This is a genomic window from Methyloferula stellata AR4 (genome assembly GCF_000385335.1).
In the GTDB taxonomy this organism is placed as follows: domain Bacteria; phylum Pseudomonadota; class Alphaproteobacteria; order Rhizobiales; family Beijerinckiaceae; genus Methyloferula; species Methyloferula stellata.
In genome coordinates, this window is sequence record NZ_ARWA01000001.1 from 198991 (window position 1) to 220848 (window position 21858).

Below are 21858 nucleotides of genomic sequence, written 5' to 3' on the forward strand. Positions count from 1 at the left end.
TCCCCTTTCGGAGAGGCCCTCTGGGAGACCGGGGCCGGAATCGAACCGGCGTGCGAGATTTTCAAGAGCCCTGCATAGCCATTCTGCCACCCGGTCATACAGCGCCCCGCCCTCCAAAGGCGGGGCGAATCATTTGGGAGCTTAACCTATTTCAGGCGACGGCTCGCGAGCAATTGATATTATTGGGTCACGCAACACTAAATGTTGTGGATTAATATAAGAATAACGGAACTTTATTTACCTCTGCCAATAACCAGCAAAGTCTACGCTCGGCTTCCCTTTCATCGCGAGCCCAGTAAGCCGCATCACCTGATCCCCATTTGACATACGGCGGTTATCCTCGCGCCATGATGCCTCTTGCGCATAGCGGAGAAGGTAGACACCCGCGATGTGGTGATGATGGCCGATTTCGGCGCGACGGATGCGGGAGAAGAACGACTCCGCCGCATTCGTGCAGGCACCATCAAGACTGTAAGCCTCTTGATGATTGATCCGCTTCATTTCGAACGGGCCAGCAAGATCATTCCAGCCATTGCCTTCGTCGGCTTGAATGATGGTCCCCTTAGCGACGCGCGAGCGAATGAAAGAAAGCGCTTGGCCTTCCGTGCGGAAGATCGCGGGAAGCGAATTGCCGCCGCGCTCGCGAACGATGACGACGCATTTGCGCTTACCGGATTGATTGTGAGTGAAGCGGCGGTCTTTGCGGTTCTCGCGAAGGTTTGTCGGCTTGACGTACCCGCCGAAATAACCGCCGTCGATTTCGACCGTCTCGCCTTCGCCGCCAAGCGTGCGGCCCTTGAGTTCTTCGGACATTGCTTCGCGGAGCTTATGAGCTAAAACGAAGGCCGTCTTGTAGGTGACGCCAAGATCGCGGGAGAGGGCCAAGGAAGACTTGCCCTTCACTTCATTGCAGAAGATCGCAATGGCCGCGAGATAGCCGCGCAGGGGCAGTTTGTGGCTCGCGAAGAGCGTACCGGATGTAACGCTGAAATCCTTTTTGCAGGCCCGGCAGCGAAAGCGCGGAGCACCAGTAGGACGGCGGCAATCGTAGGCGTCGAGGCCACCACATGACGGGCAAACCGGAGCGCCTTCGGTCTCGGGCCAGCGCAGCGAACGGAAGAGCTTTTCGGCTTCCTCGTCCGACATGCGGAAGACCTGAGCGAGGCTCAGGGTCTTTGCAGCGGCGGAGAGGAGGAAATGTTGCATTATGTTCTCGTTTCTGAGAACATAATATCTGATATGATATCATTGTCAATAATAAGATATCAGATATGATAACTTTCATTCGAATCCGAGATTTTGAGGCTTCCGAGTGCTGGCTAAGACCGAAAAGGAATGGGGAGAGCGCGCAGTCCGGCACCTAAAAGCCGAATTGAAACGCGCGGGCGTCACCTATGAAGAGCTTGCGGAACGTCTCAAAGCGCATGGCTTTGAAGAGACGAAGGCGGGTATCGCAAACAAGCTCGCGCGGGCCACGGTGCCAGCATCGTTCTTTCTGGCTTGTCTTGCTGCGCTGGAATTAGAGGGCGTAAGATTGGAGGATATCTAAAATAATTGGACTGCCTAAATGCCTGACGCGATCAGCCGCTATTTACTTTTTCCTTTGCTCGCTATTTCGATCCTTGCAGGTGGCTTTTTAGAAGAGACTCTTTGGCATCGTCCCAAGCCAACCAATCAGCCAAAGACATATTCCGCAGAAAGCCAAGACGTATCCACTTCCAAGACAGAGAACGCCGACGATCCGGCTTTTTCCGTCAAATTGATCCCACCCATAAAGAGTGAGCAAGAAGCCGCCGATGAAGCTAACGAAAAATATGAAAAGCGCTGGAATGACTGGATAACGATATTTGTAATTGGCGGCGGGACGCTTGTAATTCTCGTTTCTCAATTGGTTGTTTTCGGCCTGCAGGCTCACCGGCTTAAGCAGACTATCGTCAAAATGGACGAAGTGGCGCGCGGCCAAACCAAAGACATGGGCGATTCTATCCGAGAGGCCACTCGCGCTGCCGACGAAATGGGCAAGGTTGCCACCGCCATAAACGAGACTGTAGTCATCAATAAAGGCATCATGGCTAGCCAGCGGGATTTCTGGCAAAGGCAAATGAGAGCCTACATGTCCATCGACATCGGTACATATTTTAGACAGACCAAGTATGGACACTGGAGATTCGAATTTCGTCCTAACATAATCAATAACGGCCAGACACCGGCCTACAATGTTAGAGTCTTGTCTAACTGCGGTCTTATAGAAAGTGCTTCCAGCATTGCTAATTTTGATTTTACCGTAAATAACGAGAACATTAGAAGTTCCACTACTATTTCGCCCAGGCAAACTAAATTTCAGAGGATAGTTTTTAATCGTGATGCAACATTCTCTGAAATTAGAAGAATCCTCAGAGGAGAATTGGTCTTCCACGTCTATGGCGCAATTAAATATGACGACGCTTTTAAGGAGCCGCGCACCACAAATTTCAGTTTTCTTATTTTGCTGCCAAAAAATAAACGCGGCGCAGCCGTATGGCTCGTAACAGATAGTCATAACGATGCAGATTAGCGCCGCGAGCGCCGCGCGCACCATGGCGCGCGGCGCCTCTAACTAGGCCCGTTTCCAAACGCGATTTTCAATTTTTTGATAACTTGTCCCGTTGCGATTAATATCGCTGCCATGCCGACCAGACAGACAGAGACAAATCCAAAGACGGCGAAGGCGCTTATGTGGAATGTGTCTGAGCCGATGGCGGATTTATTATTCGCAGCATCGAATTGGTTGCTGATTTTGGGGGCGCTCGCAATATTTGTCGGCACAATAGGCGCATTCACGATGTCGGCCGCGAGGGAATATTTTGCGAAGGAACGCGCATTAGCGAATGAAGCGGAAGTAGCTAGAGCTGGCGCAACAGCTGAATCTGCCAAAGCCGCTGCTGCGATAGCTAATGAAGCCGCCGCGAAAGCGAACGAACGGGCCGCACAAGCAAATCTAGCAGCTGAATCGGAACGTATAGAACGCCTTAAGCTCGAAGAAAAGCTCGCACCAAGATCGTTTTCTCTACAAGAAAAAACACAGTTGGTCGCTCGGCTCAAACCATTCAGCAGCGAACCTATCGATATTGTAGTTTTCCCGGTCGGAAGCCCTGACATAGCGCCCCTCGCCGAAAAGATTGAAAGGATTCTATCAGAGAGCGGATGGATTGTTCGAACTTGGACAGACTTGAGTGGTAAACAGCTTTCAGGGGCATCCATTGCTATTCGTGACGGGTCAAATGCTTCGGCAAGACTGGCGGCTGGCGCTTTGATAGACGGGTTAAACGCGGCCGGTATATCTACAAATCTTGCTTCTGATCTAACGACAGATGATTTTCCTATGCCTGCCGTTGGCCCGGCTCCGGTCGGTAAGATAGCCCCGATCAGATTGTTTATCGGCAGCAAACCGTAGCAAAAGGCGCCGATCATCGATCGGTCTCCGCAGCGGTGGCGTTTGCGCCATAATACCGTGCGTCAGCCAAGTCTCGCGGGCATTGTCGATTGCCAGGCGCCCTTGGAGGCAGGCAAGCTGCGCCGGCGAACGCGCGAAATGCTCGGCCGCGCGGCAGAGCTGTTGCGGATCTGGCGCGTCTTCCGCATCGAAAACCACGCATAAATCGCCCTCGGCCAGCGGCAGCGCTATGTTCAGCGCCCGAGGCTTGGTCCGCGGCTGCCCGTTCGGCGCGACGATGATCTCGTAGATCGGTGCGAGCGGCAAGGATTCGAGCGCGCGGCGCGTCTCGAAATCATCTTCCTCAAGCACGAATTTAATATCCAGCTTGGCGCGCGGATAGTCGATGCGGTCGAGCATCGCGACGAGCCGGCGGGCAATTCTCGCTTCCTTATAGAGCGCGATCACGATCGTATAATTGGGCAATTGGTGGTCTTCGAGCGGCTCATTCCGCCTGCGCGGCACGCCGAGCGCCGCGGCGGACAAGAAGAGCCTGAAAAGAACCGTGACGATAAACACGAACCCTAAGGCGACCACCCAAAGGTTGGCGGCCGTCAAAGGAACGATCACGGAGGACAAAACGAAGATGAGCGCACAGATCGAGGCGAAGACCTTCTGAAACAGATTTGATCCGCGGTGGGCGCTGAGATCCGCATCGGCGCTTAAAAGAGCATAGCTCGCCTCGGCCCCAATCCGGCGACGCGCGGCCTCGCGGACGCATCGCGACAGATGCGATGGCGTCGTGATCGCGAGATGGGAGCTTTGTATCCCGTCGCGCTGGACTGCGCGTAACAGCGCTTTGAGGCCGTCGCCGCGCGGTGCCGCCAGCCAGCAGGGACCGGCCGCCCCCTCGAAGCGAACAATCCCGGCCTGGATCGCTCGCGGATAAGTATCTGTAGCCCTGTCCTGCAGCTGGACAGGCTCCTCGATGAAGGCAAGGCCGAGATGATGCGCCAGAGACTGATAGAAAAAGCGCTCGGTGAGAGCACCGCTCGCCAGCAATGCGCGGTCGGGCGGGACGCCTTGTTTGCGGGCGCGCTCAGCCGCGGCCATCAATTGCGCCGGCACGACGCCATAGGCCGAGAGAAAGGCGATTTCCGGCGGCAGGCCGCTTGCGTTTAAACGCGTCTCGAAAGTAGACGCCAAACCTCCGGCAGACCGCAAGGGACGCGCGTCCGGCGGGCTCGCTGTCTCGATCGTTTTGGTCGAACCGTCGAAACGCACGGGCCCACTCACGCAAACGCAAGCTTAAGGTTAACCACCCGCGCTGGAATTTGCACTCATCTTTTTGGCATATGACGGGAACGTGCGGGTCGGCGCGCTACGGCTTTCGCGAGAGCGGGATGAGGAAAAGTGTGAGCGGTTTTCCGCCCGTATCCCGCTCTAAACTATTAGATGCCCGTCACTCGGCGGCCATCGCCGTTTCCGAAGCAAAGCCCATGGAGAGATGACCGGCTATGGAGGGGATGGGTGCCGCTCCGCGGAGCTGCAAGCCGACAACGCCGTCAGCCGGTTCAAATCCGCAGCGGATGAAAATATCGCGGCAGACCATGTTCGCGTCCGTTTCGAACACACGTGCCACGAATTCCGTACGTCCCGCTGTTGCGCGGAGATGCGCCATGATGAAATGCATGACCGAGGTCTCGATTTCCAGACCGAGGACGCGGCAGCTCATCGCGAATTGCGCGAAAGTCCCCTCCCGGTAAAGGATGACGCCGACAATTCCATAATCGGTATATTTATCAGAGACCTGGAACGTGAATATCTCTCCCCCTATGCCGAAGAACGTCTCCAGTTGCGCCGCATTCCATCTGACGCCCGTCGTGTTGAACTGATTTGTCTTATTGAGCAGCTCCAGACTTCTCGCGAAGTCCGGATGGGTCGAGGATTGAATGTGCTTGACGAGGACCGTGCATCCGAGGCTCTGAAGAAACTCGTCCCTCGATAGAGCGCCGCGATCGCTTTCGCGTAGCTGCAATTGCCGGATGGACTCTTCGCGTTTGGCGGTTTCCTGCGAGCGAAACGCCAATTGCGTCTCGGCCGACCAAAGCAGAATGCGCCGCGTGACATGCGGGTTCGAGCCTATGGTGCGAATGCCCGGAAGAGCAGCGCGGACCGATTCCCGCTCGACGGGATTGTCATCGACGAAGACCGTGCTCCTTGGCGTAACGCTCGCGGCCTTGATGATATTGCCGACATTCTCCGCCTTCGGCCTCCAGTTGATCTCGCGAAGCGGGAAATCGTCCAGCGTAAGCCACATCGGGACGGCACGCGGCCAGCGCTCGCGCACGAGGGTCTCCTCGTTCTTGGAGCAGATCGCGACAATGATGCCGCGCGCGCGCAAATGCTGAACCGCCTCCCAAATGCCCGCCGGCCAACCGTGCAGAACCGGCCACCCGCCCGCCTCGCCGTAATGTTCGGCGATCTGGCCGCGCCACATCGTATCGTCGAGATCGAAGATCACCAATTTGACCATGTCGATCTGGTTTATGGTGCGGACAAGACATTCCATCTGCCGCCACAGCGCTTTGAAAAGCTGATCCGCATGCGAGCCATAGACCTCGTCCATGCTCGGCAGACGCTCGATCCGCCCGCTTGAAGGCGCGTTATACGTTGGCGACAGGTCGAACGCGTCGTTCACCGGGCCCCAATAGGCTGAATGCGAATAGAAACCGATCGCGTCTTCGAGGAAATATCGCTTGCCGATGGAATTGCCGATCGCGTCGACATCGGCCAGATAGACGTTTTTATAGTGCCGAACCAAGCTCGCGAGCTCGTCATTCAGCCGCCTGACGATTGCCGCGAAATCCTTTGCCGACCCGATCTGGTCGAGCGCGCCGACCACGGGAACCTGCGGCACGAAGAAATTGGCGACGAAACTCGGTACGTTATGGCTTTTATTGTGCTTGAGGGCGGCGTCGAGCATGAGCCGCAATATTTGCTGGCCCCGAGCCAGGATCGCCTCCGCCGCGCCATCCGCCAAAAAGCCGGAGAAATTGACGACCTCGTCCATCACGACATGGCGCAGAGAGAGCTGGATATATTGGAAGTCGTAAGAGCGGAGCTCGGCTTCTTCCATATCGGGGAGTTCGGCCAAATTGGCAAACATCACCCAATCGAAGACAGTGTCGGGTGCGATCTCTTTAAAATATTTCAGATAGGCTTCCGCCATGCAGGAGCCGATGAGCAGAACCTTGCCGATCTTGGTGCGGGTGACGGTGAGGTCGGAAGGAAAGAGAAACTCGGCCGCGTCCAAGGGCAAGCTCCGGCAAGGCGACGGGAAGCATGGATCTCGCGATGCAACCGCAAACGCGGCGGCGCGCCGCCTTAAGCGCTCACGCGGTCGAGACGGTCGAGCGCCTTCCTGTCGAGCGTGATCGCCGTTGCCTTCATGACATCTTGGAGTTGCGCCAAGCTTGTCGCGCTCACGATCGGCGCGGTGACGCCCGGCTGCGCCATCACCCAGGCGATCGCGATCTGCGCCGGCGTCGCGTTGAGGCGGGCCGCGATTTTATCGAGTTCGTCCAAAATATCGAGGCCGCGCGGATCGAGATAATGCGCGACAGTCCCTGCCCGCGCGCTGCCCGGCAGATCCGCGACGCTGCGATATTTGCCGGTGAGGAAGCCGGCGGCCAGCGCATAATAGGGAATGACGCCGAGATGCTCGTCGATGCAAAGCTTTTGCAAGGCGCCTTCGAACAATGAGCGGTTGACGAGATTAAAATTCGGCTGCACGCAGTCGAAGCGCGGCAGGCCGCTCTTTGCACTGACCGCCAGCGCTTCGGCGAGCCGCGGCGCCACGTAATTCGAAGCGCCGACGACGCGCACCTTGCCGGCTTTGACGAGGCTCGCAAAAGCCTCCAACGTCTCCTCAAACGGCACGGAAATATCGTCTATATGGGCCTGGTAGAGATCGATGTGATCGGTGCCGAGCCGCCGCAGCGAATTTTCCGCCGATTGAACGATATGCGCTTTGGAAAGGCCCTTGCCGGCCTTGCGCATATCCATCCCGACCTTGGTCGCGACGACGATTTTCTCGCGGGCGCCGCCGCGCTTCAACCAGCGGCCGATGATTTCTTCCGACTCGCCGCCCTGGTGGCCCTCGACCCAGGTCGAATAGACATCCGCCGTGTCGATCAGGGAGAAGCCGCGTTCGACGAAGGCGTCGATCAGCGACAGCGACGTCGCTTCATCCGCCGTCCAGCCGAACACATTGCCGCCGAGCGCCAAAGGCGCGATGCGCAGGCCGGAAGCACCCAAAGATCTTTGTTCCACCAAACGCTCCACACCATCATCGCTTTGTTGCGCGGTTGTCCTAAAGCGGGCCGGAGAAAAGTGTAAGGCGTTTCTGAGAAAAGCCGTTCCGATCCTGGCACCGTGAGGAGCGGTTTTTGCTAAGAGGATTGAGGTCTGGGGCGCTTTCTGCGACAAGGGCCCGCCAATTGAACACTTGCATGATCGGGTGAAGGTCAGCGGCGACCCTTTGGGTCAGCGCCGTCCCCGCTCAGGCCCCATTCGAAGAAAGACAAAGCCGTGGCTAACCGCATCTATTGGTTGAATTTCCGCATCGAAGATCCGGAGGAGACCGCCGTAAAGCCTAATCATAAGAGGCGTTATGAAAATCTCGTTGAGGTTGTCGAAGAATATGCTTTGACTTGGTGGCGTCAATCACCGTCGCTTTACATCTTCGAAACCAACATAGATTTCGAACATGTCGCCCCTCTATTTCAGAAATGCATCAATCCCGCTCACGATTACGTTTTGATCGGCCAGCTTGGCGTGGGAGCTGAGAATACTGCTATTTTTGGCAGGTATAATGATAAGGATATCTTCCAGATCATTCCTTTTCTCAAAGAAATGCCCGCCGCCTGATTTGACGATATTTGGCTCAGACCAAAGCTTTGATCGATGCCCTTAAGACGATCCTGGAGTGCCCATGCATTCCAGGATCGTCCACGTCGGCGTCCGGGTTGAATGACGAGCTCCCGGATGGCTGGCCTCCCCGGGATGATCGAGATGAGGCGTCAGGCGCCGATCCGCTCCCCGCAAAGCGCATGAAACCCGGCCTCGCAAGGCGCGGTCAGAGCTTGACTCCGGCCGCATTCGCGGCTGTTGATCCGAACCATTCTCCACATCGAAAAGGCGTGTGACTTAATCCATGGGCAAGGTGACGGGTTTTATCGAGATCGACCGGCGTGACCGGCGCTATGCGCCAGCTTCCGATCGCATCCGCCACTATAAGGAATTTCTGATTCCTTTATCGGAAGAAGCGACGAAGGATCAGGCGGCGCGCTGCATGAATTGCGGCATTCCTTATTGCCATACGGGCTGTCCGGTGAACAACCAGATCCCGGATTGGAACGATCTCGTCTATCACGCGGAGTGGGAAGAAGCCGCGCGCAATCTCCATTCGACCAATAATTTTCCCGAGTTCACCGGCCGCGTCTGTCCAGCACCCTGCGAAGCGGCCTGCACGCTGAATCTGCAAGAGACGCCGGTCACGATCAAGACGATCGAATGCACGATCGTCGATCGCGCCTGGGAGAGCGGCTGGGTGAAACCGGAGCCACCTGAGCGCAAGACGCATCAGCGCATAGCCATCGTCGGCTCAGGTCCTGCCGGGCTTGCCGCCGCGCAACAGCTCGCGCGCGTCGGGCATGACGTGCATGTCTATGAGAAGAATCTCAAACCCGGCGGATTGCTGCGCTATGGCATTCCCGACTTCAAAATGGAAAAGCATCTGATCGACCGCCGCGTCGCGCAGATGGAAGCCGAAGGCGTGATTTTCCATTGTGGCGTCAATGTCGGTGTCGATCTCGAAGTCGCGAAGCTCTTCGCCGATTACGACGCGGTGATCCTGGCAGGCGGCGCCGAGAAGCCGCGCGATCTGCCGATTCCCGGCCGCGATCTCGCAGGCATTCATTTCGCGATGGATTTCCTGCCGCAGCAAAACCGCCGCGTCGGCAAGGAGCCGATCCATAGCAATCTGCCGATCCTGGCCGCCGGCAAGCATGTGATCGTGATCGGCGGCGGCGATACGGGCTCGGATTGCATCGGCACCTCGATCCGGCAAGGCGCGGTCGCGGTGAAACAGCTCGAAATCATGCCGCAGCCACCGGAGAAGGAAGACAAGCTCCTGACCTGGCCGAACTGGCCTTTGAAATTCCGCACCTCGTCGAGCCAAGAAGAAGGCGCGGAGCGCGATTTCGCCGTGCTCACCAAGGAATTCATCGGCGAAGACGGCGTGGTCAAAAAGCTGAAATGCGTGCGCGTCGATCATAAGATGCAGGAAATTCCCGGCAGCGACTTCGAGATCAAGGCCGATCTCGTTCTCCTCGCAATGGGCTTCGTCTCGCCGGTCCACGAAGGGCTGATCGAGAACCTCGGCGTCGCGCTCGATCCGCGCGGCAATGTCCAGGCCGAGACGACGAATTACAAAACCTCGGTCGATAAGGTCTTTGCTTGCGGCGATATGCGGCGCGGGCAATCCTTGGTTGTCTGGGCGATCCGCGAAGGACGACAAGCGGCGCAGGCGGTCGATCTATTTCTGACGGGATCGAGCGTGCTGCCGAGGTGAATGCCAAGCCGCTTCGCCATGCACCATGAGCGCCGTCATGGCCGGGCTTGACCCGGCCATCCACGCACCAACGATGTTCAGCTTCTACGTGGATGCCCGGCTCAAGGCCGGGCATGACGGCGATGCAGTTTGCTCAGCTCAGCTCACTCGCGAGACGTTGCAGAAACGCAAGGCCCGCCTCGATCTGCGCGATCTCTATATATTCGTCGGGCTGATGCGCCTGATCGATCGAGCCTGGCCCGCAGACGATCGTCGGGATTTCGGCAAGCTGAAATTGGCCGCCTTCCGTCGCGAAAGGCACGGTGATCGTGCGATTGGAGCGCGAGAGCTTCAAGGCCAAAGTCTCGGCTGACGATCCCGCCTCCGCCTTGAGCCCCGGCACTTCGACTTCGGTGATCGTTTCGATCCGCGCATCGGGCGCGTAGCGTCGCATCTTCGGCAGCACGACGCGCGCGGCGTAATCGTCGAGCCTCTGCAACGCGCGGCTCGGCAAGGCACCCGGCAGGCCGCGAAACTCCCAGTGAAAGATACATTCCTTCGCCATGATATTGCGCGCCGTGCCGCCGGCAATCGTGCCCACATGGATGGTCGAGAAAGGCGGATCGAACCGCCCGCTCGGATCGCCTTCGGCAACAAGCTCTTCGGCGAAGCGATAAAGCTCTGTCACGAGATCGCAGGCCGCTTCGACAGCGCTCGCGCCGAGATAGGGTTTTGAGGAATGCGCCTCGTGCCCATGCACGGTCGTCACATAGCAGGCGACGCTCTTATGCGCGTCGGCAACTTGCATCAGCGTCGGCTCGCCGACGAGCACGGCGCCAGGGCGCGGCAGATCGTGCCCGAAGCGCGCGATCGTATCGAGCGGGCCTTGGCATGTTGTTTCTTCGTCATAGCTCAGGAGCAGATGGATCGGCCGCTTCAAGCCGATCTTCTGGAACTCCGGCAGCATGGCGAGGCAGATCGCGTCGAAGCCTTTCATGTCGCAAGTGCCGCGGCCATAGACACGCCCATCGGCGCGGCGCATCTGGAAGGGATCGCTGGTCCAGGTCTGGCCGGTGACGGGCACGACGTCGGTATGGCCCGAAAGCACCACACCGCCATCGACCTTCGGGCCGATCGTGGCAAAGAGCGCCGCCTTGTCGCCCGAGGCATTGGGCACTTTGACATAATCGATGCCGAGCCCCGTCAGATAGGCCTCGACATCGGCGACCAGTGCCAGATTCGATTTCGAGCTTTCGGTATCGAAGCTGATGAGGCGATCAAGCAGATCGAGCGCGTTATCGAGCGGGATGCCATCAACGAGGGACATGATGTTCAGCCTCTGCGGTTGCAGAACAAATCCCGCCGCCCTCGTCCTTCGAGACGCTTGCATTCCAAGTCGCGCATGCGCGACTTAGAACATTCGAGATGCCCATTTCGAGTAAACTCGAAATGGGTGCAAGCTCCTCAGCATGAGGGCTAACGCTTCAGCCCTGAAGCCCTCATGCTGAGGAGATGCCTTCGCTGGCGATCTATCGCAACAGCGAGATCGCGATTGGCATCGTCTCGAAGCGCGAGGGCTTCAGAGGTACATTTCAAAATAACTAGTTCAACACCCGCCGCGCGAAGGGCGAGTCGAGCGAGAAGACCGGAATTTCCGCCTCGAACACGTCACCCTTTTCGGTCACCATGCGATAGCTGCCGGTCATGATGCCCGACGGCGTTGTGAGCGGGCAGCCAGACGTATAGCGGAAGGTCTCGCCCGGCTTCAAAACCGGCTGTTCGCCGACGACGCCTGGGCCTTGCGCTTCTTCAAGCTTGCCATTGGCATCGGTGATTTTCCAATGCCGGGCGGTGAGCTGCACGGTCATATCGCCCTGATTGGCGATCTCGACCGTATAGGCCCAGAAATAGGTGGCTTCATCGGCATCCGAGCGTTCCGGCACGAATTCCGGCAGCACCGTGATTTGAATATCGCGAGTGACGCAGCTGTACATGGTTGATCACGTTCCCCAAACGCGAAAGACAATCTGATTGAGCCTAGCATAGGCCGTACCGCGAGGGAACGTCCGGCCCGGGCTCGCCTTACTCCGCCGCGAGATGCGGCCGTGCGACCGCGCTCAGCGCCTCGCGCAGATCGTCGAGCAGATCCTCGACATCTTCCAAACCGACCGAAAGACGCAGCATGCCGTCGCTGATGCCAAGGCCCGCGCGGGTTTCGGGCGTCAATCTTTGATGGGTCGTCGTCGCCGGATGGGTGATGAGGCTTTTCGCATCGCCCAGATTGTTTGAAATTTTGATGATCGAAAGCGCATTGGCAAAGGCGAAAGCGGAAGCCTTGCCGCCCGCGGTCTCGAACGCGACCATGGTACCGCCGCCGCTCATCTGGCGCCGGACGATCTCGGCCTGCGGATGATCGTCGCGACCCGGATAAAGCACGCGCGAAATCTGCGGCGCGTCGCTGAGGAAATCGGCGATCCGCGCGGCACTCTGCATCTGCTGGTTGATACGCAATGGCAGGGTTTCGAGCGATTTCAAAAGCACCCAGGCGTTGAAGGGCGACAGAGCCGGCCCCGTCTGGCGCAGGAAATTATGCAGGTTCGCTTCGATGAAGGCTTTGCTCGCGAGAATGACGCCGCCGAGGCAGCGGCCCTGCCCGTCTATATGTTTCGTCGCCGAATAGACGACGCAATCGGCGCCGAGCGCCATGGGCTTTTGCAGAAGCGGCGTCGCAAACACATTGTCGACGACGAGCGTCGCGCCATGCGCATGCGCGATCTCAGCAATGGCCCGAATGTCGTAGACTTCGAGACAGGGGTTGGTCGGGCTCTCCAAAAACAAGACTTTCGTCTGGGGCCGGACGGCTGCCTTCCACTGCGACAAATCAGCGCCGTCGACGAGCGTCGTCTCGACGCCGTAGCGCGGCAGCAGGTCCTCGACGATGTAGAGACAGGACCCAAAGAGCGCGCGCGCGGCGATCACATGATCGCCCGCCTTCACCTGCCCCATAAGCGCGGCCGTGACAGCCGCCATGCCGGAGGCCGTGGCGCGGGCCGCCTCGGCGCCTTCGAGCAGCGCCATGCGCTCCTCGAACATGGCGACGGTCGGATTGGCATAGCGCGAATAGACGAAGCCCGGATCCTCGCCCTTGAAGCGGGCTTCGGCGGCTTCGGCGCTCGCATAGACGAAACCTTGGGTGAGGAAGAGTGCTTCGGAGGTTTCGCCGAAGGGCGAGCGGGTGGTGCCGCCATGGACGAGTTGGGTCGCGGGGCGCAGGGCTTTTGCAGCAGGTTTTGGCTTAAAATCCGTCATTCCAAAGGTTTATATCGTGACGGGCGCCCGCTCAAGGCGCCTGAGTCAGCCTTTTGTGTGGACAGACCCCGCCCAGGGCTGCGATGCCACTGCGCTAAAGACACGCATTCTTCTACCATCGGGCTCCTCACTCCGCTGCCGGGCCCTGACATGAGAGCCGCGCTTTTGCCTACGCAACCTAAGCTTTTCCCGGACAGCAGCAGCGAGAACCTGCTCGCGGCAGCGGGCGATCTCGGCCCGCGATTCGGACTGCTCCCGCGCGAGAAAATTCATTTTCTCCTGCGCCGGGGCATGATCTTGAGCCTCGCGCCGATCGACGACGCGCAGATTCAACCGGCAAGCCTCGACCTCAGGCTCGGTGCCCGCGCGTATCGCGTGCGCGCCAGCTTTCTGCCGGGCAAAGACAAGACGGTTTTGGATCAACTCACGGTTCTGAAATCCGACGAGATCGATCTTGAAGGCGATGGCGCAATCCTTGAACGCGGCTGCGTCTATGTCGTGCCTTTGCTCGAACATCTGAGCCTGCCCGAAAGTATTTCCGCGGTCGCCAATCCGAAAAGCTCGACCGGACGGCTCGATATTTTCACAAGACTCATCACCGATAGCAGCGAAGTCTTCGATCATGTCGCGCGCGGCTATACGGGACAGCTTTACGCCGAGATTTCGCCGCGCAGTTTCAGCGTGCGGGTTCACAAAGGTTCGCGGCTCAATCAGATTCGTTTCCGGCGCTGGAATTCGCAGCAATTCAACGTGACGGACTTCGGGCTCGACGATCGCGAGCTACGTCAACGGCACGAAGAAAAGAGGCTCGTCGATGGCGAATTGCATCTGCGCCACGGATTGATCCTGCGCATCGCTCTCGACGGCGAAACGCTTGGGCCGGTCATCGGCTATCGCGCGCAAAAACATACCGACCCTATCGATGTGGACCGCGTCGGCGCCTATGAACTGAAAGATTTCTGGGAGCCGATCGCCGCGCGCAATGACAGACGGCTGATCCTCGATCCGGGCGAGTTCTACATTCTCGCCTCGCAGGAAAGGATGCACATTCCGCCCGATCTTGCAGCCGAGATGATTCCGATCGATCCCTCCATGGGTGAGTTTCGCGTCCATTATGCAGGCTTCTTCGATCCCGGCTTCGGCTTCAGCCCTGACGGCGTGCCAGGCGCGCGCGGCGTTTTGGAAGTCCGCAGCCATGAGGTGCCCTTCATTCTCGAAGATGGGCAGGTCATCGGCCGCTTGATGTTCGAGAAAATGGCCGAAGCCCCGCAGGTGCTCTACGGCCAGGCCGGCTCATCCAATTATCAGGGCCAGGGCTTGAAGCTCTCGAAACATTTCAAGATGAGCTGAGGCGCCGAACTCGGGCCGTCATAAAAAATGTGACCGCAGATCAAAATAATTATAAGGAGGCGACAACTTACCTATTTGCCCGGACCGCGACATGAGAAACTGGGACGTCTTTTTTACGGCGACGAAACTCTCCAAAGGGCTCGAACTGGATTTCGTCGAAAATCCAGCGACGAGCGAGGACGGATCGCTCGCCCGCAACGATATCTTGAATTTCGAGATCACTCTGCGGCGTAGCAAATTCGACGGCATGGTCGTCGAGGTCCGCCCGGACGGCGATGTCATCATCATGGCGCAGAATGCGCGCTGGCGGATTTCGAAGCCAACCGAGTCAGACAAAGTTCATCCCGTTGCGCTAAGAACAAAGCCGCATATCTGGTTCATCCGCGAGGAAATTGGTTAAAGCGGGACAAGCAAAACTGTGGAGCGGTTTTGCGCCCGCATCCCGCTTTAAGTCCTTAGAATCGATCACGTTAATGATTATGGATTGATTCAATTCATAATCATCGTGATCTAATAGGTCACATCTCCGCGAATTGGTATACCAGGCCTTGCCACAGGCTCCCCAAAGGGCGATATACGGAGAAAGAAATGGGAGGAAAGTCCAAGCTGAGCCACTGAAAGGTAAAAGCTTTGTTGACTTTCGAGAATCGTTCGCGGGTACGCCGCCTGTGGCTATCCGACCTCCCCGCGTTCAAGGCTCATCTCCATCGCCTCGACCGGGACACGTTGCACGACCGCTTCGGCTGTTACGCGGCAGACTCCGTCCTTGATGAATATGCCCAGACCTGTCTTTCCGACGGCTCGATCGTCTATGGCTATTTCGAAGGCGATTTGATGCGTGGCGCTGGTGAATTGCGCCTGAAAGCCGGTGCGGGCGAAGCCGCGATGAGTGTCGAAAGCGATTGGCGCCACCATGGCATCGGAACCGAGCTTTTCTCCCGCGTGATCCGCGCCGCCTGTAATCGCGGCGTCGAATCCCTGTCGATCCTGTGCCTGCCGCATAATCAGGCGATGCTCGAACTCGCGCGTAAATTCGACGCCGAGCTGCATTTCGAAAGCGATGAAATCACCGGGCAGCTCATCGCCCGCGAAATTTCGCCCCTGGCGCTCTGGGACGAATATGTCGAAGACAGCCTTGGCTTTGTCGATGCCATGTTCGACGCGCAAAAGCACCTTTTGGAGAAATTTCTCCATGGACCGGGCGTTCTTCCCTCCTGAGGATCTGGCCCTATCTCAAAAGCGGGCTATCTTGGAACGCATGCGTTCCGAGAGTCTTTAATCGAGATGGGAGACAGTCGTGAAGCACCATCAACCTTATCTGTCCGCCGAAGCCTTGGGGATCGAGGATTGGGAGCGCGAAGAGCTGATCGGGCTCTGGCCGAAGCTCATGGCGGACACGATCGAAGTCGATATGCATCAGGCGGCGTCCGATTGCGGCACGATCTGCTGCATCGGCGGCCATATGGCTCTATCGCATGGCATTTCGGTCCTTGGCGCACGCCGTTACGTGCAAAATAACGAGCCCTTGTCAGAGCTCTTCTTTCCCGACCGGACCATCAATTTTCAGCATAGCGGCTGGCGCGCCAAAGCGCCTCAAGCAGGCCAAGCCATCTTGAACTTCCTCACCACCGGCAAGCCGGATTGGGATGGCGTCATGTCGAAAGCTTGATCGCAGACGCCGCCGGAAGAACCACAAGATAACAAGCTAATGTTTCGGCGTCGGCGGAATGGCCAGCCAATGCGTGGCGCCTTCATAGGGTTCTGCATTGCGGTCGAGCCATGCCCGCAAAATCGGATTCCACGCGATCAGCTCGAAGACATCTTCCGCGCCTGCCTTGCAGACAAGAATTTCACTGCCGTCTTTCGGCGCTGTCGCCATAGGCTGCCACTCGCTCACGTCCTGGTCTCCAAACTCATCGTCTTTTCGGCGGGTTCTATAGCGGATTTCGGGCCAGTGGCGAGAAGAGATCCGGGTCCCAAACAAAGCCGGCGCGAAGACCCAAAACTGGAGTATTAGGTCGTTAATACGGTGCCATTTTACCTTGTGGTACCAGTAATACCCAGCTAAGCAGCGCTTTTCCAAGCTTTGCGATTTACAAAACGACGTGGAATCTCCAAAACTGATAGTAATCTTCCAGCAGAGTGGCTCCAAGGTCATAGGCTCGACCCCTGCAATTGTGTATATGAAGGCTTCAAGCTGTAGGAAGATTTTAAGTGATAAAGACCAAAGTTCATATCGAGGGGCCATATCGTGGCCATGGACTTAAGGTCGAGCGACCGGCATGGCCCGGCCGCTACAGACAGGAGTTTTGAAGATGGCTCACAGTCTCAAGCGGATGGCGCTGACGGCGATGGCTTTGACCGCGATTTTAAGCCAGCTCGGCGCCGCTCAGGCCCAAACCGGTTACAGTTATTTGTTTTGGCCCTATTTCACGGCGGCGCCCGCTCCCAGCCAGGTCCGTGTTCCGGCCCAGCAGGCCGCGGCTCAGCCGAGCGCCGCGCCGCGCCGTGTACCGCAAGATTTCATCCATGAAACGGCCGAGATCAGATATGCGCCGAGCCCCGAAATCGGGCGCCCGGCCTATGGCTCTTCCCAGTCCGTCATCCTTGGCGTCGGCTATTAAGCCGGACCACCGGCAAGCAGACACCACGCCGCTCGAAAAGCGAGTAAGCCTGACCGCGGTCGGAAACCTTTATTTCGGCAAGGCGGCATAGGCCTTGTCGAAGCCCTTGATGGGAATATTGATCGTGACATCCCGGCCATCCGAAGAGTGTATGATGGCCTGCACTTCGGCCGTCGCCGCGATATCGCGGACCAAAGCGGCATCGAGCGGCTGGGTTGCGATGCAATGGCCCGTCTCGCAGGCCGTGTAGGGAACCGTGTGATTTCCCTTAGCCAATTTCAAATCGACGCCGGGAGCTATCGAGACGCCGGTCGGCGTTTGCAGGGTCATAAGCTGGTGGTTTTCGTCGTCGGTGCCGATCGTCCAGGAAAAGACGACCTGGTTCTGATTGTTATTCTGTTGAGCGATCTGCAGCAGCGCGAAACAAATGCGCTTGCGTTTGCCTTCGGCGAATTCGCGGCAGGTCACGCTCCAATTGTCGAAATTCAAGATTTCGGTTCTAACGGGCTGCGGTGGAGCCGGCGGCTGCGCCTGGGGCTGTGCCGCCGGGGCGGCGGCCGGAGCCGGAGCCGCCGCCTGCTGCTTTTGCTGCCCGACACGGATGGCCCCTTGAGCGAAAGCCGCTCCCGGAACGGCGATCAAAACGGCGAAGCCGAAGGTCAAAATGCGCAATGGAGTTCCCAACATCGGAACAAGCCTTTCTGTCTCAACCGGCAGCCTGAGCGGAGCCTTGTACGATTTCCGCCTTCCCATCGGCAAGCGGAACATCGGAAAAGGGCGGAAGCTCGATAGGTCAGGAATTTTTACATCCGGCTGGAACGCTATAGGACTTTAAGACGCTGGGGATAGGCGGCGATACCCGTCGCCCCAATATAGGGGGACACATTTTCCATGCGATACCCTTCATGACGAGCAATTCCGTTCAAGACCCGGCCTCCACAGATTCGCTCCGTGCCCAATTGGACTCGATCTATGCCTCTTCAATCGATGCCATCGTGACCATCGATGAGAAGGACGCTATTTCGGGCTGGAACGCCGCAGCCGAGCGGCTTTTCGGATATACGGCGGCGGAAGTCCTCGGGAAAAACTTTTCCGACATCGATCCTTCGCCCGACAGGGTCTCAGAGCGCCATCAATTCCTGCAACGTCTGCACGGCGGCGAACCGATCGAATTTCAGGCCATCCGGCACCGCAAGAATGGCGAGCCCATCGAAATCCTGGTCCGTGGCGCGCCGATGAAGGCGCCGGACGGCCACATGATCGGCGCATCCTTCGTGGTCCGCGACATTACCTCGCTGAAACAGCGCGAGCAGCACGTGCATTTTCTGATGCGGGAGCTGACGCATCGCTCGAAAAACCTTTTGGCCGTGATCCAGGCCATGGCCCGGCAATCGCTCAGTCATCTGAGTTCGCCCGAGGAATTCGTCACACGGTTCAGCGAACGTCTGAGCGGCCTCGCGGGCTCGCATGACCTTTTATCCAATGTCGATTGGGAAGGGGCTTCGCTCGGCGATCTCATCCGGTCGCAACTGCGCCATTACGAAGACCGGTTCGACGAAAAATTTCATCTCGAAGGACCAGATCTGTTTCTGCGGCCGGAGGCGGCGCAGAATATCGGGATCGCCTTGCACGAACTGTCGACCAATGCGGCCAAATATGGCGCCTTGTCGGTGCCGGAAGGGCACGTCTCCATCTCCTGGCAATTGAAGACGGAAAAGGATGTCCCGAGGCTTCAAATGACCTGGCAGGAGAAAGGCGGGCCTTCCGTCAACCCGCCCGGCCACAAGGGTTTCGGCCATATCGTGATGGAACGCATCACGGGACAGGCGCTGGGCGGCACATCGCACGCGGATTTCAATCCCGAAGGCGTCGCCTGGCACCTCGACGTTCCCGCGGGCTCGATCGTGCTCGAACGCGAAAAGACCGAATAATCGACGTCGCTTAAGTCGCCCGCGCACTTTGCTGCGCGGTCAACGGGAGCGCACGCGCCTGCGGTCCTTCTTGCCGGCGCGGCGGCGTGAAACCGCGCAGCCGCAAGGCATTGCCAAGCACGAAGATCGACGAAAAGGCCATTGCGCCCGCAGCAAGCATCGGCGACAAAAGCACGCCATAGGCCGGATAGAGCACGCCCGCGGCAACGGGAACCAGAACGACATTATAGCCGAAGGCCCAGAAGAGATTCTGCTTGATGTTGCGGATCACGGCCCGGCTGAGCGTAATCGCCGTTGCGACACTCATCAGATCGTTCGACATCAAGACCACGTCGGCCGTTTCGATGGCGATGTCGGTTCCTGATCCGACCGCGATGCCGACATCGGCCTTGGCGAGCGCCGGCGCGTCATTGATGCCGTCGCCTGCGAAAGCGATCGTGCCGCCCTTGGCGCGCAAATCTTCGATGACCTTGGCCTTGCCGGCGGGCAAAACCTCGGCGACGACCCGGTCGATACCGGCTTGCGCCGCGATGGCTTCGGCCGTGCGCTGATTGTCGCCGGTGATCATGAGCGTTTCGATATGCTCGGCCCGGAGCGCGGCAATGGCCGGCGCGGCAGAGGCTTTCAAAGGATCGGAGACGGCGACGATCGCCGCAAGTCTGCCGTCGACCGCCACATAAAGCGGCGTCTTCGCTGCAAGCCCGAAAGGCGCGGTCTGCGCGGCGACTGATCCGATATCATAGCCAAGCTTGGTCATGAAACGGTCGGCGCCGACTTCGATCTTTTTGCCGGCGACGCGCGCCGTCACGCCAAATCCCGCTTCGGCGGAAAAATCGCTGACCTCAGCGAGCTTGAGCCCCGCCTGCTCGGCCGCCGTTACGATAGCCTTGCCGATCGGATGTTCCGAGCGCGCTTCGACGGAAGCGACAAGCGCCAGAACTTCGTCGCGCGAAAATCCCTCGAGGGATATGAAATCGGTCAGTTCCGGGTGGCCCTTGGTGAGCGTGCCTGTCTTATCGAAGGCGATCACGGTCACGTCGCGCAATGTCTGCAACGCCGTGCCTTGACGAAACAAAATGCCGAGTTCGGCGCCGCGTCCGGTGCCGACCATGATCGACGTCGGCGTCGCCAACCCCATCGCACAGGGACAAGCGATGATCAGAACCGCGACCATGCTGGTCAGCGCATAAGGCAGAGCAGGCGCGGGCCCAAGGAAATACCAGAGAAGGAAGGTCAAAGCCGCGATGCCCATCACGGCCGGGACGAACCGGCCTGCGACTTTGTCGGCCAAGGCTTGGATCGGCAGTTTCGCGCCTTGCGCATCTTCGACCATGCGGATGATCTGCGACAAGACGCTGTCCGCGCCAAGTTTTGTCGCGCGCAGGGAGAAGCTGCCGGAGCCGTTGAGCGTTCCGCCGACAACCGGCGCTCCAACCGTTTTGGCCTTGGGGTCCGCTTCGCCGGTCAGCATCGATTCATCGATGAAGGATGAGCCTTCCACGATTTCGCCGTCGACGGGCACGGTTTCGCCGGGCCGGACCATGAGGATGTCGTCCTTGACGACGGCCTCAAGCGGGATTTCGACCGTCTCGCCGTTGCGCACAACCCGCGCGGTTTTCGGCTTCAGGTTAAGCAGATGCCGGATCGCTGCGCCGGTATGGGTCTTGGCGCGCGCCTCCAAAGTCCGGCCGAGCAGGATCAAAGTGACGATCACGGCCGCTGCTTCGAAATAGACCTGCGCCGTACTCTCGGGAAAAAGACCCGGCGCGAAAGTGACAAGCGTCGAATAGGCGAAGGCCGCGCCGGCACCGAGGGCGACGAGCGCATTCATCTCCGGCGCACCGCGCAGCAAGGCCGGAATGCCCGACGTGAAGAAACGCCGGCCCGGCCCGAACAGAACCACGGCGGTCAGCAGGAATTCCGCCACGCGCAGCGGCGTCGTCCCGATCGTCTGCATGATCCACATGTGGAACGACGGCACGAGATGGCCGCCCATCTCGACGATGAAGACAGGCGCCGCCAGCAGCGCCGCGAGAACCGTGTCGCGCACGAGCTTTTTGGCATCTTCATCGTGATGATGATGAGCTGCGGGGGCGCCGGGTTCGCCCACGGGATGCGCATGATAGCCAGCCTTCTCGACCGCCCGTGCGAGATCGCCGAATTGCACCGACCCGGCGCTGAACGTCACATGCGCGCGTTCGGTCGCGAGATTGACATTGGCCTCGATCACGCCCGGCACGGCGCGCAATTCTTTTTCGGTGCGCGCGATGCAAGACGCGCAATGCATGCCTTCGATATGAAGATCCAAGCTCTCTTGCCGGACGTCAAACCCCGCGGCGCGGATCGCCGCGATGACGGGCTCCGCCTCCGCAGCTCCGGCGAAACGCACGTCGGCGCGCTCTGTCGCAAGATTGACGGCCACGCTTGCCACGCCCGGCACAGCGGCGACGGCCTTCTCGATCCGTCCGACGCAGGACGCGCAATGCATGCCGTCGATCGGCAATTGAAGCCTGGCACCAGCTTCCGGCAGCGCCACGGGCGCGGATACGGTCTCGAGGGACAAAGCGGATCTCCTTGCACGGGGCGGAAATAGGCGTGTGCCAGATATATGGTATC

At 58.6% G+C, this 21858-nt stretch carries 21 protein-coding genes and 1 tRNA gene; 11 read left to right on the forward strand and 11 right to left on the reverse strand.

What is annotated here, in order from left to right:
- Nucleotides 1–25 precede the first annotated feature (25 nt).
- Nucleotides 26–96: transfer RNA gene (locus A3OQ_RS0100990), tRNA-Ser, on the reverse strand.
- Nucleotides 97–237: 141 nt separating this feature from the next.
- Nucleotides 238–1206, reverse strand: a complete 969-nt coding sequence (locus tag A3OQ_RS0100995) for an IS1595 family transposase (RefSeq protein ID WP_020173482.1) — start codon at nt 1204–1206, stop codon at nt 238–240.
- Nucleotides 1207–1312: 106 nt separating this feature from the next.
- Here A3OQ_RS0100995 and A3OQ_RS0101000 point away from each other — a divergent pair, with 106 nt between their 5' ends.
- The 3 genes from A3OQ_RS0101000 to A3OQ_RS24230 all read left to right on the forward strand — a co-directional run bounded on the left by A3OQ_RS0101000 (nt 1313) and on the right by A3OQ_RS24230 (nt 3433).
- Nucleotides 1313–1549, forward strand: a complete 237-nt coding sequence (locus tag A3OQ_RS0101000; protein WP_020173483.1) for a DUF6471 domain-containing protein — start codon at nt 1313–1315, stop codon at nt 1547–1549.
- An 18-nt stretch (nt 1550–1567) separates the two neighbouring features.
- Nucleotides 1568–2554: a hypothetical protein gene (locus tag A3OQ_RS24225; RefSeq protein ID WP_020173484.1), complete on the forward strand. Its 987-nt coding sequence runs from the start codon at nt 1568–1570 to the stop codon at nt 2552–2554.
- A 168-nt stretch (nt 2555–2722) separates the two neighbouring features.
- A complete protein-coding gene (locus tag A3OQ_RS24230; protein ID WP_152428266.1) occupies nt 2723–3433 on the forward strand; it encodes a hypothetical protein in 711 nt (236 codons plus the stop codon).
- On the opposite strand, the gene A3OQ_RS21035 is transcribed toward A3OQ_RS24230, so the two are convergent.
- From A3OQ_RS21035 to A3OQ_RS0101025, 3 genes are all read right to left on the reverse strand, one after another.
- Nucleotides 3341–4696: a glycosyltransferase gene (locus A3OQ_RS21035; RefSeq protein WP_051116009.1), complete on the reverse strand. Its 1356-nt coding sequence runs from the start codon at nt 4694–4696 to the stop codon at nt 3341–3343. The two genes, A3OQ_RS24230 and A3OQ_RS21035, sit on opposite strands and share 93 nt — an antisense overlap.
- A gap of 178 nt (nt 4697–4874) precedes the next feature.
- The gene (locus tag A3OQ_RS21040) at nt 4875–6728 is read right to left on the reverse strand and encodes an HAD-IIIC family phosphatase (protein ID WP_020173486.1); all 1854 of its coding nucleotides are present in this window, start codon (nt 6726–6728) and stop codon (nt 4875–4877) included.
- Nucleotides 6729–6799: 71 nt separating this feature from the next.
- Complete coding sequence (locus tag A3OQ_RS0101025) at nt 6800–7747, reverse strand: aldo/keto reductase (protein ID WP_026595356.1); 948 nt, start codon at nt 7745–7747, stop codon at nt 6800–6802.
- A gap of 258 nt (nt 7748–8005) precedes the next feature.
- On the opposite strand from A3OQ_RS0101025, the gene A3OQ_RS0101030 reads away from it, so the two are divergent.
- On the forward strand, nt 8006–8344 hold the full coding sequence (locus tag A3OQ_RS0101030; RefSeq protein WP_020173488.1) for a hypothetical protein: 339 nt from the start codon (nt 8006–8008) through the stop codon (nt 8342–8344).
- 286 nt (nt 8345–8630) lie between these two features.
- Nucleotides 8631–10049, forward strand: a complete 1419-nt coding sequence (locus A3OQ_RS0101035; RefSeq protein ID WP_020173489.1) for a glutamate synthase subunit beta — start codon at nt 8631–8633, stop codon at nt 10047–10049.
- 133 nt (nt 10050–10182) lie between these two features.
- Here A3OQ_RS0101035 and argE read toward each other — a convergent pair whose 3' ends face one another.
- The 3 genes from argE to A3OQ_RS0101055 form a co-directional block, all read right to left on the reverse strand.
- Nucleotides 10183–11355, reverse strand: a complete 1173-nt coding sequence (gene argE / locus A3OQ_RS0101040; RefSeq protein WP_020173490.1) for an acetylornithine deacetylase — start codon at nt 11353–11355, stop codon at nt 10183–10185.
- Nucleotides 11356–11629: 274 nt separating this feature from the next.
- Nucleotides 11630–12022 carry a Co2+/Mg2+ efflux protein ApaG gene (apaG, locus tag A3OQ_RS0101050; protein WP_020173492.1) on the reverse strand — a complete coding sequence of 131 codons (393 nt, stop codon included), beginning with the start codon at nt 12020–12022 and terminating at the stop codon, nt 11630–11632.
- Nucleotides 12023–12110: 88 nt separating this feature from the next.
- A complete protein-coding gene (locus tag A3OQ_RS0101055) occupies nt 12111–13337 on the reverse strand; it encodes an O-succinylhomoserine sulfhydrylase (RefSeq protein ID WP_020173493.1) in 1227 nt (408 codons plus the stop codon).
- A gap of 165 nt (nt 13338–13502) precedes the next feature.
- Here A3OQ_RS0101055 and A3OQ_RS0101060 point away from each other — a divergent pair, with 165 nt between their 5' ends.
- From A3OQ_RS0101060 to A3OQ_RS0101075, 4 genes are all read left to right on the forward strand, one after another.
- Nucleotides 13503–14687: a 2'-deoxycytidine 5'-triphosphate deaminase gene (locus A3OQ_RS0101060; protein ID WP_020173494.1), complete on the forward strand. Its 1185-nt coding sequence runs from the start codon at nt 13503–13505 to the stop codon at nt 14685–14687.
- A gap of 91 nt (nt 14688–14778) precedes the next feature.
- On the forward strand, nt 14779–15087 hold the full coding sequence (locus A3OQ_RS0101065) for a hypothetical protein (protein WP_020173495.1): 309 nt from the start codon (nt 14779–14781) through the stop codon (nt 15085–15087).
- Nucleotides 15088–15320: 233 nt separating this feature from the next.
- The gene (locus A3OQ_RS21045) at nt 15321–15905 is read left to right on the forward strand and encodes a GNAT family N-acetyltransferase (protein WP_152428267.1); all 585 of its coding nucleotides are present in this window, start codon (nt 15321–15323) and stop codon (nt 15903–15905) included.
- 79 nt (nt 15906–15984) lie between these two features.
- The gene (locus tag A3OQ_RS0101075; protein WP_020173497.1) at nt 15985–16356 is read left to right on the forward strand and encodes a hypothetical protein; all 372 of its coding nucleotides are present in this window, start codon (nt 15985–15987) and stop codon (nt 16354–16356) included.
- 36 nt (nt 16357–16392) lie between these two features.
- Here A3OQ_RS0101075 and A3OQ_RS24775 read toward each other — a convergent pair whose 3' ends face one another.
- The gene (locus A3OQ_RS24775) at nt 16393–16584 is read right to left on the reverse strand and encodes a hypothetical protein (RefSeq protein WP_040579813.1); all 192 of its coding nucleotides are present in this window, start codon (nt 16582–16584) and stop codon (nt 16393–16395) included.
- 418 nt (nt 16585–17002) lie between these two features.
- Between A3OQ_RS24775 and A3OQ_RS0101085 the strand changes: the two genes are divergently transcribed.
- Nucleotides 17003–17311 (forward strand): hypothetical protein, encoded by a 309-nt coding sequence (locus A3OQ_RS0101085; RefSeq protein WP_152428268.1) that lies wholly within the window; start codon nt 17003–17005, stop codon nt 17309–17311.
- Nucleotides 17312–17380: 69 nt separating this feature from the next.
- On the opposite strand, the gene A3OQ_RS0101090 is transcribed toward A3OQ_RS0101085, so the two are convergent.
- On the reverse strand, nt 17381–17998 hold the full coding sequence (locus tag A3OQ_RS0101090; protein ID WP_152428269.1) for an invasion associated locus B family protein: 618 nt from the start codon (nt 17996–17998) through the stop codon (nt 17381–17383).
- A 218-nt stretch (nt 17999–18216) separates the two neighbouring features.
- Here A3OQ_RS0101090 and A3OQ_RS21055 point away from each other — a divergent pair, with 218 nt between their 5' ends.
- The gene (locus A3OQ_RS21055) at nt 18217–19242 is read left to right on the forward strand and encodes a sensor histidine kinase (protein WP_020173501.1); all 1026 of its coding nucleotides are present in this window, start codon (nt 18217–18219) and stop codon (nt 19240–19242) included.
- A 10-nt stretch (nt 19243–19252) separates the two neighbouring features.
- Here the strand turns inward: A3OQ_RS21055 and A3OQ_RS0101100 are convergent, their stop codons facing one another.
- On the reverse strand, nt 19253–21805 hold the full coding sequence (locus A3OQ_RS0101100) for a heavy metal translocating P-type ATPase (RefSeq protein WP_020173502.1): 2553 nt from the start codon (nt 21803–21805) through the stop codon (nt 19253–19255).
- Nucleotides 21806–21858: the final 53 nt, after the last annotated feature.

What these genes read in the sequence shown, in the direction of transcription:
- argE (WP_020173490.1), bottom strand. Translation starts at nt 11,355, where the DNA reads ATGTCCCTCGTTGATGGCATCCCGCTCGATAACGCGCTCGATCTGCTT.
- apaG (WP_020173492.1), bottom strand. Translation starts at nt 12,022, where the DNA reads ATGTACAGCTGCGTCACTCGCGATATTCAAATCACGGTGCTGCCGGAA.
- A3OQ_RS0101090 (WP_152428269.1), bottom strand. Translation starts at nt 17,998, where the DNA reads ATGTTGGGAACTCCATTGCGCATTTTGACCTTCGGCTTCGCCGTTTTG.
- A3OQ_RS21055 (WP_020173501.1), top strand. Translation starts at nt 18,217, where the DNA reads ATGACGAGCAATTCCGTTCAAGACCCGGCCTCCACAGATTCGCTCCGT.
- A3OQ_RS0101055 (WP_020173493.1), bottom strand. Translation starts at nt 13,337, where the DNA reads ATGACGGATTTTAAGCCAAAACCTGCTGCAAAAGCCCTGCGCCCCGCG.
- A3OQ_RS0101085 (WP_152428268.1), top strand. Translation starts at nt 17,003, where the DNA reads ATGGCTCACAGTCTCAAGCGGATGGCGCTGACGGCGATGGCTTTGACC.
- A3OQ_RS24225 (WP_020173484.1), top strand. Translation starts at nt 1,568, where the DNA reads ATGCCTGACGCGATCAGCCGCTATTTACTTTTTCCTTTGCTCGCTATT.
- A3OQ_RS0100995 (WP_020173482.1), bottom strand. Translation starts at nt 1,206, where the DNA reads ATGCAACATTTCCTCCTCTCCGCCGCTGCAAAGACCCTGAGCCTCGCT.
- A3OQ_RS0101065 (WP_020173495.1), top strand. Translation starts at nt 14,779, where the DNA reads ATGAGAAACTGGGACGTCTTTTTTACGGCGACGAAACTCTCCAAAGGG.
- A3OQ_RS0101035 (WP_020173489.1), top strand. Translation starts at nt 8,631, where the DNA reads ATGGGCAAGGTGACGGGTTTTATCGAGATCGACCGGCGTGACCGGCGC.